Below are 14,496 nucleotides of genomic sequence, written 5' to 3'. Positions count from 1 at the left end.
ATCCGTGCAGGTGGACCCCCACATGCACACGATTCCTGCCCGAGTTCCTCGGGCCTGACTCCTAGGATCACCAGCCGTGACTCAGCCAGACACCGCCCCCGCCCAGCGGCACGTGCGTCAGCGACGCAAGGCCTCCACCACGCGCCGGGCGCTCGCCGTGGTCGGCGTGCTGGCCCTCGTCCTCGTCGGCGGCGGGGCCGGCGCCGCCCTGTGGTTCAAGAGCCAGCTCGAGGGCAACATGGAGAAGCTGGGCGACCCGTTCGCGCAGATCGACGAGGCCACGCGCCCCTCGGTGGCGCCCGAGGACGCCGACGCCGTGAACATGCTGGTGCTCGGCTCCGACTCGCGGATCTCCGCCGGCGACCCGACGCAGTGGAAGGCCGGGGCCCAGCGCACCGACGCGATCATGCTCGTGCACCTGGCCGGTGACCGGCAGTCGGCGCAGGTGATCTCGATCCCGCGCGACTCCTGGGTGCCGATCCCCGGGCACGGCGAGGCCAAGATCAACGCCGCCTTCTCCTACGGCGGCCCCGCGCTGATGATCGACACGGTCGAGCAGCTCACCGGCGTGCGCATCCAGCACTTCGCGGTCACGGACTTCGAGTCGTTCGTGAACATGACTGACGCCCTGGGCGGGGTGGAGATCACCATCCCGGAGGACATCAGCGACGGCGACAAGGTGTCCTTCACCGCCGGCAAGCACGTCCTGGACGGCGAGCAGGCGCTCGCCTACGCCCGCCAGCGCCACGGCCTGGCCAACGGCGACTTCGGTCGCGTGCAGCGCCAGCAGAACTGGATGCGCGCGATCATGGCCAAGGTCAACAACAACCGCAGCAACATCACGATGATGTCGAGCTTCCTGCGCACCGTGAGCGAGTCCGTCGCCACCGACGACAAGCTGACGTTCGACGAGATGACCAGCCTGTTCATGAGCGCGCGCGACATCGGCACGAACGACGTCACGTTCCTCACCGCGCCGTACTCCGGCACCGGCCGCAGCAACGACGGGCAGTCGATCGTGGTGCTCGACCGCGCCCGGTTCGACCCGCTGATGGCGGCGATCGCGGCCGACGACGCCGCGCAGTACGTCGCCGACAACGCCGAGAACCTCGAGGTGCTCGGCGCCACGGTGAAGTAGCCGTCCCCCGACGCGCGAAGGGCGGGCCTCCCCAGGGGAGGCCCGCCCTTCGCTGTCCCGGTCGTCGACCGGCGGAGGCGCCGCGTCAGGCGGCCGGCGCCTCGTCGATGACGACGGCGCCGTCCCGGAACGCGAAGCCCTGCACGCGCGTGCCGGGCTCGCGCGCCGCCAGCAGCTTCTGCACGTCGAGCGCCACGCGGGAGTCGGGCAGCACCCGCACGGAGCCGGCGGGCAGGCGGCGCGCGGCGAGGCGGCCCTCGATGCGGCCGGCGGCCAGGCCCAGCAGCTTGTGCGCGGGCAGGCCGCCGGCGGAGGCGTCGACGGACACGGTCGCGACGCCGTCGGCGAAGTCCTCGACGCGCAGGCGCGCGGTGACCTTCGGCGTCAGCCGCGTCGCCAGGCGCACGGGGGCGGGGAGGTTCGTCACGCTGCGGGCGTCGGCGACGACCTCGAGGACGTCGCCGCTGCCGCCGACGTCGGTGACGAAGCTGGGCAGGCGGCCGGAGAGCAGGCCGAGGCGGGTGAGGGCGTCGGGGAGCGAGGTGGTGACCACGCCCACACCCTAGGGGAAGAGCGTGACCCGGCCGTTAGACTCCCGGGGCGGTACCCGGCGCGCCCGGGCCCGCACCGTCCCAACCCTCGCAGGCCCCCGGGCCGGAAGAGAAGGCGAGCTGCTGTGAAGATCGCGATCGTCGGTACCGGTTATGTCGGGCTGTCGAACGCCGTGGTGCTGGCGCAGCACCACGACGTGACGGCGGTGGACATCGACCAGCGCAAGGTGGACCTGGTCAACCGGCGGCAGTCGCCGATCGTGGACCCGGAGCTCGAGGCGTACCTGCGCGACGTGCCGCTGTCGCTGACGGCGACGACCGACGCGAAGGCGACGTTCGCGGACGTCGAGCTGGTCGTGGTGGCCACGCCCACCGACTACGACCCCGACCAGAACTTCTTCGACACCTCGTCGGTGGAGTCGGTGATCGCCCAGGTGCTGGACGTCAACGCCGACGCCACCGTGGTGGTCAAGTCGACGGTGCCGGTGGGCTTCACCGACCGGATGCGTGAGCGCCACCCCGAGGGGCACATCGTGTTCTCCCCGGAGTTCCTGCGCGAGGGCCGCGCGCTGTACGACAACCTGCACCCGTCGCGGATCGTCGTCGGCGACGAGGGTGAGCGCGGCAAGCTGTTCGCCGACCTCATGCTCGAGGGCGCCGACGAGGACGACGTGCCGGTGCTGCTGACGGGTGCCACCGAGGCCGAGGCGATCAAGCTGTTCGCCAACACCTACCTGGCGCTGCGCGTGGCGTACTTCAACGAGCTGGACACCTACGCGGCCACGCACGGGCTCAACACGGCGCAGATCATCGAGGGCGTGGGCCTGGACCCCCGCATCGGGTCGCACTACAACAACCCGTCGTTCGGGTACGGCGGGTACTGCCTGCCCAAGGACACCAAGCAGCTGCTGGCGAACTACCGCGACGTGCCGCAGAACCTCATCTCGGCGATCGTCGAGGCGAACACCACCCGCAAGGACTTCGTCGCCGCGGACATCCTGCGCCGCCAGCCCAAGGTGGTGGGCATGTACCGGCTCATCATGAAGTCCGGGTCGGACAACTTCCGCGCCTCCTCCATCCAGGGCGTCATGAAGCGGCTCAAGGCCAAGGGCGTCGAGGTCGTCGTCTACGAGCCGACGCTGGAGCAGGACGAGTTCTTCGGCTCCGAGGTGGTGCGCGACCTGGAGGACTTCAAGCGGCGCAGCGACGTCATCGTCGCCAACCGGCGCGCCGAGGCCCTCGCCGACGTCGAGGAGAAGGTCTACACGCGCGACATCTACGGGCGCGACTGACCCCGAGCTCGCCGCCGCGGGCGGCCCGCCGCCGGTCACGGCGAGCGGTCAGGTCCGCAGCGCCGTGGCCAGCCGCGCCACGTGGTGGGTGATCTGCGCGTACGACGTCGCGTACACCTCGTCCGCGAGCCGGTAGGGGTCGACGACGTCGTCGTCCGCGCCGGCGCCCAGGAACCGGTGGCGCAGGGCCAGCGCGGCCGGCACCAGCGACCTGAGCCGTTCGGCGTCGGTGGCGCCGGTGATCGTGCCGGGCGGGACCTCGGCCGCCAGCCGGGACAGCTCCCCGAGCGAGACGGTGCGGCGCAGCGCCAGCGGCTCGAGCTCGAGCACGCGCGAGCGGTGCTCGGCGGTGAGCGTCAGCACCAGGTCGGCCGACTGGACGTCCCGCGCCGTCAGCGCGCGCGAGCGGAAGCCGCTGACGTCGAGCCCGTCGGCCGCCAGCAGCCGCGCCATGGGCTCGTGCACCGGCGCGGCCGGCAGCCCGCGCGTCCCCGCGCTGCTCACGACCACCGAGTCGTCCAGCGCCCGGCGCAGCAGCGCCTCGGCGGCCGGGGAGCGGCAGATGTTGCCGGTGCAGACGCACAGCAGCTGGGACACAAGGGTCCTTTCGGCGTTGTGATCGGGAAAGGGCGAGCGACGTGGGTAATCTAGCGCGTCGCCGCCGGGCGGCGACGACGACCGAACACGGCGCAAGCCGTCACGACAGGGGGATCACGGGTGGCGCACGAAGGCTGGGGATCGAACTGGTCGACCGTGGCGCCTCCGGTGGCTCCGCCCCGCGCGCGGCTGGGCCGTCAGCCGGCCTACGGGGCCGAGAAGCGCCGCCGCCGCATCATCCGCACGGTCGTGCTCACCCTCGTCGGCGTGGTGGTGCTGCTGATCGCGCTCGGAGCCTGGCTGCTGGTCGACGCGCTGCGCGCCCGGGCCGCGAGGAAGGCTGTTGGATCGGATCGGGTGCGACGATCTTGCCGGGCGTGACAATCGGGCGCGGTTGCATCATCGCCGCGGGAAGCGTCGTCACTTCCGATTGCCAGCCCGATGGACTCTACGCGGGAGTCCCGGCAGCGCGAAAGAAGGACCTTGCCGCGCTGGTTGTTGCTTAGGTTCGAATTCCAGAATCGTGCAACTTGCTGCGGCGGTGCCGGGGACCGGTGCACTGGAGCTACTTGGTGATTGACGAGACTTGGAGGATTTCAACGCTTACGTCGCAGTCGAGCTGCGGCGGTGTGCCGCCGCTCGCGGAAAGGTGCGGCGGGGGCATCTCAGCGTCAGATGGCTGCGGTCGTCACCGATATCGGAACGTGCGCATTGCGTGTGGTGGCGTAACGCTTGGCGCCATGAGAGGAAGCCTGTGCGCGTCGTTTCGGATGTGAAGTGCTAGCCCCCACGCTTGCGCTCGCCTCGGCCGTCGTCTACGGCGTCGTCGACTTCGCCGGTGGGATGCTGTCCCGGCGGGTGCACTATGCGTCCGTCTCCTGGGTCGGGCAGCTCGGCGGCCTGGCGCTCGCGCTGGCCGCCGCGCTCGCCGTCCCGGCCCCGCAGGTGCGCGCCGTCGACCTGGCGTGGGGAGCGCTGTCCGGGGTAGGCAGCGGGCTGGCGATGCTGTTCCTCAACCGGGCGCTGTCGCGCGGCGAGATGACCGCTGTGGTCCCGGTCAGCGCCGTCACCGGCGTCGCGCTGTCGGTGCTGTGCGGCGTGGCGTTCCTCGGCGAGCAGCCGTCCCCGGCCGCGTGGGCCGGGATCGCCGTCGTGCTCCCGGCGCTGTGGCTTGTCGCCGGCGGGGGCCAGGCCACCGGACCAGGCCTGGCCGCCGCGGGCCCGGCGTCCGGCTCCGCGGCGGCGCGTGACGGGCTCCTGGCGAGCGCCGGCGTCGCGGTGCAGTACGTGGGCCTGGCGATGGCGGGGTCGTCGAGCGGCCTGTGGGCCGTGGCCGCCGGCCGCGTGGCGGCCGTCGTCGTGCTCGTGCCGGTCGTCGCGCGGGCCCGCGGACGCGCCCGCGTGGCACCCCACGACGTCGCCAAGGCGTTCGTCATCGGGGCCGGGGCCGCGCTCGCCCTCACCCTGTACCTCCTGGCGACGCGGGAGCAGCTGCTCGCCGTGGCCGTCACCCTCGCATCGCTGTACCCGGCCCTCCCCGTGCTCCTCGGCGTCCTCGTGCTGCACGAGCACGTGGGGCCGCGCCGAGCCGTCGGCCTCGTCGCGGCCGGCGCCGCCGTCGTCCTGCTCAGCGTCGCGTGAGTGCCGCCAGGGCGAGGGGCCGGGTGAAAGTCGTGCGCGTCACCCCGAAGTGACGTCATCCCGGCCGAGCCTTGGTGTCTTGAAGGTTATGCAGGCCACGAGGTCGCGCTCCGCGCGGCATCGCAGCCGGCACCCGTGCGGGCACCGGTCGCCCCCCACACACCCGTCCGGTGTCCGCACGGCCCTGGTCCCGTACGGGCGTCGGCCGTCCCCCCTCGGCCGGCGCCCGTACGGCATCTCGGCTCCCTGCCGGAGCGCCCGGTGCCCGGAGAAGTGCCTGTGCTCGCGCCCCGCCGCCGGAATTGAGCTGTGAACTACTTCACCCACCGACCTCGTCATGGTTGCCAGCGTGCTTCGTCTTGAGGGGTGTTGCTGCCCACCCTCGAGAGGATCGTTCGTGCCGCCCCTCACCGCCGCCGCCCGACGACGCCCCCGCATCCGCGTCGTCGTCACCGCGCTCGTTGCTGCGCTGATCCTCGGCCTCGGCCTCGGCCTGGCCGCCGCGCCCGCGCAGGCCGCGCAGGCCGCGACGGTGCAGGCTGCCGGCGCGCCGGGCGCGGTGCCGATGGTGGACGTGGCGCAGTGCGCCCCGGGCACCCTCTACTCGATCACGAGCGACGGCGTCGTCCACCTGATGACGACCGGGGCCGACGGACCGGCGATCGTCAAGGCCGAGCAGGCGGCCCGTCTCACGAAGACCCACGCGGGAGCGTTCAACGCGCTCGCGGTCTCGGCCGACGGGTCCGCCTTCTACGCCGCGGAGCGCTGGTCGGGCACCGAGCGCGTCGGCCTCTTCTGGCGCAGCTTCGACGCCGTCCGCATCGTCCGGACGGACGCGAGTGGCTCGCGCACGCTCGTCGACGACTTCCGCGTCGCCTCCGAGAACACCATCGCCGGCGCTGTCGACCCCCGGTCGGGCGACTACTTCCTGGGCGTCTCGCTCACCGACGGCGTCGCCGTGTACCGGTTCGCGGCGGACGGGAGCAACGGCCGCCAGGTCGGCACGCTGAGCACCGACGTCGGCACCAACCCCAACGGCGACTTCGCCTTCGACGCCGACGGCAACCTCTTCTTCATCGCCAGCCGGTCGCGCACGAAGGTCTACACGGTCCCCGCCGCCCAGCTGCAGCGGACCGGGACGGCGGCCCTCACGCCGTCGGCGACGTCCGACCCCCTGTCCGTCAGCGGTGCCTTCAACGGCATCGCCCTGTCGCCCGACACCTACACGTTCGCCTCCACGGACACCAGCGTCGTCACCTTCGACCCGAACACCATGGCCGAGGTGAGCCGGTTCTCGCGCTCCGGCATCACCGACCTCGCGAGCTGCCAGGTCCCGAGCACGCTGACCCTGCAGAAGAACATCGCCAACCGCGTCGGCGCCACGGACCAGTTCACCCTCGAGATCCTCCGCGCCGACGGCGGCACCTCGCTGGGCACGAGCACCACCTCCGGCTCCTCGACCGGCCTGCAGGCGGACGCCGTCGTCGGCCCCGTGCCCGCCCTGGGCGGCAAGACGTACCGCCTGCGCGAGCTCGCCGGCAACCGCAGCACGAACCTGGCCCGCTACGACATCTCGCTGCGGTGCACCGAGACCACCTCGGGTCGGGACGTGCCGGTGACGCGTACGAGCACGGCGGGGGAGTACACGCTGGTCTACCCGACGGCCGGCGCGACGGCACGCGGCCTCGACGTCGACTGCACCTTCACCAACTCGTCCGGCTCGTACGCCGTGACCAAGACGGCGGACCCCGCGTCGGGCACCCAGGTCGAGCCCGGCCAGCGGGTCACGTACTCGGTGGGCGTCGTGGCCACCGGCGTCGTGAACGGGGTCGTGCTCACCGACGACCTGTCCGACGTGCTCGACGACGCGACGTTCGTCGCCGGCTCCGCCCGCCTCGTTGTCGCCGGCGGCGCGCCGGTCGCCGTGCCGGACCCGTCCCGGGGCGCGCTGACCAGCCCGGCGTTCGACCTCACCGACGGGCAGCGCGCCACGCTGACCTACGCGGTCGACGTGCGCAAGGACGCCTGGTCGGCCCGCCTGCGCAACGTGGTCACCGGCCGGGACGCCGGCGGCAAGGCGCCCACGACGTGCACGACGGCCACGCCGTGCGCCACCGAGCACACCACCCCCGAGCCCGGCACCTACGCGGTGACCAAGGCTGCGGACCCCGCCGCCGGCACCACGGTGGAGCCCGGCCGGCAGGTCACCTACACGGTGACGACGACGGCCGCGGACGGCCCCGTGCGCGACGTCGTGCTCACCGACGACCTGGCCGACGTGCTCGACGACGCGACGTTCGTCGCCGGCTCCGCGCGGCTCACGGTCGCCGGCGGGCGGCCGAGCGCGGTGCCCGACCCGCGCGGCACCACGCTGACCAGCCCGGCGTTCGGGCTGGACGCGGGCCAGTCGGCGACGCTCACGTACGCCGTGCAGGTGCGCGACGACGCCTGGTCGGCCACGCTGCGCAACGTCGTGACCGCCGTCGACGGCCGCGGCGTGCCGCCCACCACCTGCACCGACGCCGCCCCCTGCGCCACCGAGCACAGCACGCCGTCGCGCCTGCAGGTCGAGAAGGTCGGCGAGGCCGTGGACGGCACGTGGGTGCCGATGGCCGGCTCGGCGTGGGCGCTGCGCGCCGACGCCGACGGCACGCCCGGCGCGGTGCTCACCACGCCCGCCGTCACGCCCGTGGACGGCCAGACCGGCCGCTTCCTTGCGACGGGCCTCGCCGCCGGCACGTACTGGCTCGAGGAGACCAAGGCGCCAGCAGGGTTCTCGCTGCTGGCCCAGCCCGTGCGGTTCACGATCGGCGCCGACGGCGCCGTGACGCTGGCCGACGACGACGGCGGCGTGGTGAGCGTCGCCGACGACGACGGCGACGGGACGTGGACCCTGACCGTGCGGGACGTGCCCGCCCTCGAGCTGCCGGAGACGGGCGGTGGTGGCACCCGGCCCTACCTGACGGCGGGCGCCGGCCTGCTCGCCGTCGCCGCCGCCCTCGCCCTGCTGACCGCACGACACCGCCGGCGCACGTAGCCCGCGGCCCCAGACCCCGTGCGGGCGCCGGCCCCCACACACCCCCGGCGCCCGCACGGTCCCCTCGTCATGCCCTCACGGGGGCCTGCCCCCACCCACCCCACCGAAGGAGCACCACTGTGTTCGCACGTCCCGCGCACCGGTTGCGGCGCGTCGCCGCCGTCCTGGCCGGCCTCACGCTCGCCGGCCTCGGCATGGCGGGCCCCGCGGCCGCCGCCACGAGCGTCGACCCGTCCGCCACCGGCACGCTCACCGTCCACAAGCTCGAGCGGCCCGAGGCGGCCACCGGCCTCGACAACGACGGCACGCCCGTCGACACCACCGGCCTCGAGCCGCTGGCCGGCGTCGAGTTCACCGTCCAGCAGGTCGGCGGGGTGGACCTGTCCACGAACGCCGGCTGGAGCGCGGCCAACGCGCTGAGCGGCTCCTTCGACGCCGCCGACCCCGCGGGCTCCATCGCCGCGGCCGGCCACAGCCTGCTCGGCGGGACCTCGGTCACCACCGGCGCCGACGGCACAGCCGTCTTCTCCCGCCTGCCGGTGGGCCTGTACCTGGTCACCGAGACCTCGTACCCGGCCGGCGTCACGCCGTCGGCGCCGTTCCTGGTCACGCTCCCGCTGACCGACCCGGACGACTCGGACGCGTGGCTCTACGACGTGCACGTGTACCCGAAGAACTCGGTGTCCGGCGCCACCAAGACCGTCACCGACTCCGGCGCCGTCGCGCTCGGCGACGAGGTCTCCTGGACCATCACCGGCGACATCCCGAACGAGGACGTCATCGACGGCTACAAGATCGTCGACGCCCTGGACGCCAAGCTGACCTACGGCTCGGCCACCGTGCGCCTCGCCGACGGCACGCCCGTCACCGCGGGCACCCACTACACCGTGAGCCACGACGCCGGCACCCACGCCCTCACCGTCGAGTTCACCGAGGCCGGACGCGCCGTCCTGGCCGCCCACCACGACACCCAGGTGGTCGTGCAGGTCGTCACCACCGTCAACACGGTCGGCGAGATCGAGAACACCGCGCTGCTCTACCCGAACCGCTCCAGCTTCGACGTCGAGCCCGGCCGCCCCGGCGGCCCGACCGAGACCCCCGAGGTCCAGACCAAGTGGGGCGGCCTCACGCTGCAGAAGGTGAACCCCGCGGGCGACGCGCTCAGCGGCGCCGTGTTCGCCGTCTACACCTCCGAGGCCGACGCCCGCGCCGGGCGCAACCCCGTCACGCTCGGCGGCCGCACCGAGTTCCCGGTGGCCGCCGACGGCACCCTGACGCTCACCGGCCTGCGCTACTCCGACTTCGCGAACGGCCAGCAGGTCGCCCCCGGCGACGAGGGCTACCGCGCCTACTGGATCGCCGAGCTCAAGGCCCCGGCCGGCTACGAGCTGCTCGCCGAGCCGGTGCAGTTCGAGGTCACCGCCGCGACGTCGGCCGCCGGCATCGACCTGGAGGTCGAGAACGTGCCGAGCAACGCCGGCTTCGCCCTGCCGCTGACCGGTGGCGTGGGTACCACCCTGCTGTCCGTGGCCGGCGCCCTGATCCTGGGCGGCGCGCTGTTCCTCGCGGTGCGCGGCCGGCGCCGCGCCGAGGCGGCCTGACGCCTCACCCCGGGGCGCCCTGCCGCCCCACCGGGTGCGTGCCTGACGCGGGCGGCGCCGGCTCCTGGCCGGCGCCGCCCCCGACGGGCCGCCCCACGCCACACGCCCGCACCCTCGACAACGGAGCTCGTCATGGCCGCACTTCCTCGTCCCCGGCACGGACGGCACGCCGCCCGCGCGGGCGGTGCGGTCGCCCGGCGCTGGCCCCTGCGGCGCCTCGCGGCCGTCGTGACCGCCGCCGTCGGCGCGGGCGTGCTGCTGTACCCCTCGGCCGCCGCGTGGGCGACCGACCGAGTGCACGCCACCGCGGTGTCCGGGTACGTGAGCACCGTCGACGCCATCCCGGCGGACGCGCGGGACGCCATGCTGGAGGCCGCCCGCGCCTACAACGAGAACCTGCCCGCCGGGCCCCTGCGCGACCCGTACGCGCTCGGCACCGACGGGCGGCAGACCGCCGTCGGCTCCGGTGCCCAGACCTACTTCGACACCCTCGACGTGGACGGCCGCGGCACCATGGCCCGGCTGCGCATCCCCGAGATCGACGTCGACCTGCCGATCTACCACGGCACCGACGAGGCCACCCTGGCCCGCGGCGTCGGGCACCTGTACGGCTCCGCGCTGCCCGTGGGCGGCGAGGGCACGCACACCGTGCTCACCGGCCACTCGGGGATGGTCAACGCCACCCTGTTCGACCACGTGCGCGACCTGCGCGAGGGCGACGAGATCACCGTGACCGTCCTCGACGAGGTGCTCACCTACCGCGTCGACCAGATCCTCACCGTGGAGCCCGACGACACCGAGGCGCTGCGCCCGGTCGAGGGCAAGGACTACCTCACGCTCGTGACCTGCACGCCCATCGGGGTCAACACTCACCGCCTGCTCGTGCGTGCCGAGCGCGTCGAGACCCCGGCCGCCGCTGCGGCGACGACGACGGTGGCGCCCGCCGCGCAGGGACCGGGGTTCCCCTGGTGGGCCGTCGGCTTCGCCGGGATCGTCGGGGGAGCGGTGCTGCTCACCCGGCCGCGCCCGGCGCGGGCCCCGGCGGCCGCCGGGCGCCGCCGGACGGGCGGGCCGACGCCGGCGCCCGCGGTGTGACGCAGGCCACTCTCAGGTCGCGTCATAGTTCCCGTGATCGCCCGTCTAGGTCGTTGTCGTGCGGGCGTCGGGTACCCCACACACCCTTTCGGCGCCCGCACGACCTCGCCGGCGGCACTCGCGTGCCGCCGGCTTCGTGCGTCTCGGGCCGGCACGCTTTGCGCCCGCCTGACGCACCATGCCACTCCTTGACGCACCTCGCGCCCCCTCTTGAGCACGTCTTTCCTGGCCACGGGTGTGACCCGTTACCCCCTGTCATTACCTGTGCTAATGACCTAGGCTAAGAACATGCTTGCCTCTGCCACCCGCCCCGTGTCGCGGGCGCGGACGAGCCCGGCGGCCCTCGGCAGCGAGCTGCGCGTCTCGCTGTCGCGCGTCACCCGCCGGCTGCGCGCCCAGCGCGGGGAGGCCGACCTGTCGGTCGGCCAGTTCGGCGTCCTGACGGCGCTGTTCCGCAACGGCGACATGTCGCCCGGCGCCCTCGCGGCGCACGAGCACATCAAGCCGCCGTCGATGACCCGCACCGTCAACGGGCTCGCCGAGCTCGGGCTCGTCGTGAAGGCCGAGCACCCCACCGACCGCCGGCAGGTCGTCGTCCGCCTGACCGACGACGGCCGCCGCGAGGTCGTCGAGACCCGGCGCCGCCGCGACGCCTGGCTCGCCCAGCAGCTGGCCGCCCTGACCGCCGAGGAGCGCGAGGTCCTGGCGCGCGCGTCCGACCTGCTGTCGCAGATCGCCTCGAGCCGGTAGCGCGCCCGGCCGCTGCCCACGTCCCTGTCCACCGACACCCCCAAGGAACGAGCTGACCGTCACTCGATGAGCGCAACCTTCTCCTCACTCCGATACGTCAACTACCGCATCTGGTTCGCCGCCGCCCTCGTCGCCAACATCGGCACGTGGATGCAGCGCATCGGCCAGGACTGGATCGTCCTGACCGATCTGACGCACAACTCCGGCACCGCCGTCGGGTTCGTGACCGCGCTGCAGTTCCTGCCGTTCCTGCTGCTGTCGCCGTGGGCCGGCGTGCTCGCCGACCGCCTGCCGCGCCGCAGGCTGCTCATGGCCACGCAGGGCGGCATGGGCGTGCTGGCGCTCGTCCTCGGCGCCCTGACCCTGTCGGGGGCCGTGGAGCTGTGGCACGTCTACGGGCTCGCCCTGGCCCTGGGCGTGGTGTCCGCGCTGGACGGCCCCGTGCGTCAGACGTTCGTGGCGGAGATGGTCCCCGCCGACCGCCTCTCCAACGCCGTCGGGCTCAACTCGGCGTCGTTCAACGCGGCGCGGCTGATCGGGCCGGGCGTGGCCGGCCTGCTCATCGCCGCCGTGGGCGCCGGCTGGGTGTTCGTCATCAACGGCGTGACCTTCGCCGCCACGATCGCCGCGCTGTCGTGCATGCGCGTGCGCGAGCTGCGGGTGCTGCCGTCCGCCCCGCGGGCCAAGGGGCAGATCCGCGAGGCCGTGCGCTACGTGCGCGGGCGCTCCGACATCGTCGTGATCATGGTGGTCATGGCCGTCGTCTCGACGTTCGGCCTCAACTTCCAGCTCACCAGCGCGATGATGGCGCGCGTCGAGTTCGGCAAGGGCGCGGGGGAGTACGGCGTCCTCGGCTCCGTGCTGGCGATCGGCTCGCTGACCGGCGCGCTGCTGGCGGCCCGGCGCGACCGGCCGCGCGTGCGCCTGGTGCTCGGCGCCGGCTTCGCGTTCGCGCTCGCCACGGCCGCCAACGCGCTGATGCCCAGCTACTACTCGTACATGCTGCTGTGCATCCCGGTGGGCCTCGCGTCGCTGACCATGATGACCGCGGCCAACACGACGCTGCAGATGTCCACCGACCCGGTGATGCGCGGGCGGGTCATGGCGCTCTACATGATGGTGTTCCAGGGCGCGACGCCGATCGGCTCGCCGATCGTCGGGTGGGTCGGCGAGGCGTTCGGCCCGCGGTGGTCGATCCTCATCGGCTCGATCGCCACGTTCCTGGTGTGCGCCGCGGCGTCGGTGTGGGCGATCCGCCGCTGGCACCTGCAGGTGCGCTACCGGGTGCGCCAGCGCCCGCACCTGGAGGTCGTCTACCTCGACCGGCAGACGCCGGTGGCCGCCGCCCGCGAGGAGGTCCGCGCCGAGCTGGCGCGGGACGACGCGCAGAAGCTCACGACGGTCGCCTGACGCGCCGTCGCCGGCCGGCCGCTGCCCCGCGCATGCAGTTCCGGGTCCCTGGCGGTCCGAGACAGAGGGGTCTGTCTCGGACCGCCAGGGACCCGGATTCGTCTGGAGGGTGGGTGAGGCCGCGACTCAGAGCGTCGCGGTGTCGATGACGAAGCGGTAGCGCACGTCGCTGGAGAGCACGCGCTCGTAGGCGTCGTTGATCTTGTCGGCGGAGATCAGCTCGACCTCCGGGGCGATGCCGTGCTCGGCGCAGAAGTCGAGCATCTCCTGCGTCTCGGCGATCGAGCCGATGCTCGAGCCGGCGAACGACCGACGGTTGTTGAACAGCGTGAACACGTGCAGCGGCAGGGGCTGCGGCGGGGCGCCGACGTTGACCATCGTGCCGTCCAGGCGCAGGAGCGACAGGTAGCGGTCCAGCTCGAGCGGGGCGCTGACGGTGTTGACGATGAGGTCGAACCGGTCGGCCAGCGCCTCGAACGTCGCGTCGTCGGCGGTCGAGAGGTGCGCCGTGGCGCCGAAGGCCAGCGCGTCCTCCCGCTTGGCGAGCGTGCGCGACAGCACGGTGACCTCGGCGCCCATCGTCGCGGCGATCTTGACGGCCATGTGGCCGAGGCCGCCCATGCCGACCACCGCGACCTGCTTGCCCGGGCCGGCGTTCCACCGGGCGAGCGGGGAGTAGGTGGTGATGCCGGCGCACAGCAGCGGAGCGGCGGCCTCGTAGGGGATCGACTCCGGCACGCGCAGCACGAAGTCCTCGTCGACCACCACGTGGGTCGAGTAGCCGCCCTGGGTGATGGTGCCGTCGCGGTCGACGGACGCGTAGGTCTGCGTGTTGCCCTTGAGGCAGTAGTTCTCCATGCCGGCCTTGCAGTTCTCGCACTCGCGGCACGAGTCGACCATGCAGCCGACGCCGACGCGGTCGCCGACCGCGTGCTTGGTGACCTCGGCGCCGACCTCGACGACCTCGCCGACGATCTCGTGCCCGACCACCTGCGGATAGGTGATGGGCCCCCACTCGCCGCGGACGGTGTGGATGTCGGAGTGGCAGACGCCCGCGTAGCGGATGGCGATGAGCACGTCCGTGGGGCCGACGTCGCGGCGCTCGATGGTGATGGGCTCGAGCGGCTCGGTCGCCGACGGCGCGGCATAGGCGTTGACCTTGAGCACAGGTTCTCCCGGGGTAGTGGTGCGGTGCGGCGCCCGCCGCACGGGGGGCGCCCAGGGTCGACACGGGCGAGCCCGGGGCGAGGCGCCAGCGCGACTCTAGGTGGTCGCGCGGCGGGGTGGGAGGTTCGACCAGGGCCCCCCACCCGCGCTGCTGACCCGGCTGCACGAGGTCACCGGCACCCCGCTCCCCCGGAGTGACCGCCCCCGCCACCCTCCC

General features: G+C 73.4%; 13 protein-coding genes. 10 read left to right on the top strand and 3 right to left on the bottom strand.

All coding sequences use genetic code 11. From position 1 onward, the window contains the following. Window positions 1-76 precede the first annotated feature (76 nt). Window positions 77-1,138 (top strand): LCP family protein, encoded by a 1,062-nt coding sequence (locus GSF02_RS05945; RefSeq protein WP_235915397.1) that lies wholly within the window; start codon window positions 77-79, stop codon window positions 1,136-1,138. Between the two features lie 85 nt (window positions 1,139-1,223). On the opposite strand, the gene GSF02_RS05940 is transcribed toward GSF02_RS05945, so the two are convergent. Further along, window positions 1,224-1,691 carry a hypothetical protein gene (locus GSF02_RS05940; protein ID WP_159793746.1) on the bottom strand — a complete coding sequence of 156 codons (468 nt, stop codon included), beginning with the start codon at window positions 1,689-1,691 and terminating at the stop codon, window positions 1,224-1,226. Between the two features lie 123 nt (window positions 1,692-1,814). On the opposite strand from GSF02_RS05940, the gene GSF02_RS05935 reads away from it, so the two are divergent. Next, complete coding sequence (locus GSF02_RS05935; protein WP_159793744.1) at window positions 1,815-2,981, top strand: nucleotide sugar dehydrogenase; 1,167 nt, start codon at window positions 1,815-1,817, stop codon at window positions 2,979-2,981. A 48-nt stretch (window positions 2,982-3,029) separates the two neighbouring features. Here the strand turns inward: GSF02_RS05935 and GSF02_RS05930 are convergent, their stop codons facing one another. After that, a complete protein-coding gene (locus GSF02_RS05930; RefSeq protein ID WP_159793742.1) occupies window positions 3,030-3,578 on the bottom strand; it encodes an arsenate reductase/protein-tyrosine-phosphatase family protein in 549 nt (182 codons plus the stop codon). A 168-nt stretch (window positions 3,579-3,746) separates the two neighbouring features. Here GSF02_RS05930 and GSF02_RS18785 point away from each other — a divergent pair, with 168 nt between their 5' ends. The 8 genes from GSF02_RS18785 (at window position 3,747) to GSF02_RS05895 (ending at window position 13,112) form a co-directional block, all read left to right on the top strand. Next, the gene (locus GSF02_RS18785) at window positions 3,747-3,959 is read left to right on the top strand and encodes a hypothetical protein (protein ID WP_235915407.1); all 213 of its coding nucleotides are present in this window, start codon (window positions 3,747-3,749) and stop codon (window positions 3,957-3,959) included. After that, window positions 3,947-4,084 carry an LbetaH domain-containing protein gene (locus GSF02_RS18780; RefSeq protein ID WP_408003863.1) on the top strand — a complete coding sequence of 46 codons (138 nt, stop codon included), beginning with the start codon at window positions 3,947-3,949 and terminating at the stop codon, window positions 4,082-4,084. Before GSF02_RS18785 ends, GSF02_RS18780 begins: the two co-directional genes overlap by 13 nt. A 271-nt stretch (window positions 4,085-4,355) precedes the next feature. Then, on the top strand, window positions 4,356-5,219 hold the full coding sequence (locus GSF02_RS05920) for an EamA family transporter (RefSeq protein ID WP_159793738.1): 864 nt from the start codon (window positions 4,356-4,358) through the stop codon (window positions 5,217-5,219). A gap of 397 nt (window positions 5,220-5,616) precedes the next feature. Next, the gene (locus tag GSF02_RS05915) at window positions 5,617-8,256 is read left to right on the top strand and encodes a prealbumin-like fold domain-containing protein (protein ID WP_159793736.1); all 2,640 of its coding nucleotides are present in this window, start codon (window positions 5,617-5,619) and stop codon (window positions 8,254-8,256) included. A 119-nt stretch (window positions 8,257-8,375) separates the two neighbouring features. Then, complete coding sequence (locus tag GSF02_RS05910) at window positions 8,376-9,857, top strand: SpaH/EbpB family LPXTG-anchored major pilin (RefSeq protein WP_159793734.1); 1,482 nt, start codon at window positions 8,376-8,378, stop codon at window positions 9,855-9,857. A gap of 132 nt (window positions 9,858-9,989) precedes the next feature. After that, a complete protein-coding gene (locus GSF02_RS05905; protein ID WP_159793732.1) occupies window positions 9,990-10,952 on the top strand; it encodes a class C sortase in 963 nt (320 codons plus the stop codon). 288 nt (window positions 10,953-11,240) lie between these two features. Then, complete coding sequence (locus tag GSF02_RS05900) at window positions 11,241-11,702, top strand: MarR family winged helix-turn-helix transcriptional regulator (RefSeq protein ID WP_159793730.1); 462 nt, start codon at window positions 11,241-11,243, stop codon at window positions 11,700-11,702. A gap of 66 nt (window positions 11,703-11,768) precedes the next feature. Next, complete coding sequence (locus GSF02_RS05895; protein ID WP_159793728.1) at window positions 11,769-13,112, top strand: MFS transporter; 1,344 nt, start codon at window positions 11,769-11,771, stop codon at window positions 13,110-13,112. Window positions 13,113-13,238: 126 nt separating this feature from the next. Here GSF02_RS05895 and GSF02_RS05890 read toward each other — a convergent pair whose 3' ends face one another. Then, window positions 13,239-14,279, bottom strand: a complete 1,041-nt coding sequence (locus GSF02_RS05890) for an NAD(P)-dependent alcohol dehydrogenase (protein ID WP_159793726.1) — start codon at window positions 14,277-14,279, stop codon at window positions 13,239-13,241. Between the last annotated feature and the right edge of the window lie 217 nt (window positions 14,280-14,496).

Origin of the sequence: Puerhibacterium puerhi (genome assembly GCF_009846865.1) — a bacterium.
GTDB lineage: Bacteria > Actinomycetota > Actinomycetes > Actinomycetales > Cellulomonadaceae > Puerhibacterium > Puerhibacterium puerhi.
Note: the sequence above shows the minus strand (reverse complement) of the source record. Positions and strands in the feature narration are given on the sequence as shown.

Coding starts and splice junctions, on each gene's coding strand:
- GSF02_RS05905 (WP_159793732.1), top strand. CDS start 9,990: ATGGCCGCACTTCCTCGTCCCCGGCACGGACGGCACGCCGCCCGCGCG.
- GSF02_RS05900 (WP_159793730.1), top strand. CDS start 11,241: ATGCTTGCCTCTGCCACCCGCCCCGTGTCGCGGGCGCGGACGAGCCCG.
- GSF02_RS05895 (WP_159793728.1), top strand. CDS start 11,769: ATGAGCGCAACCTTCTCCTCACTCCGATACGTCAACTACCGCATCTGG.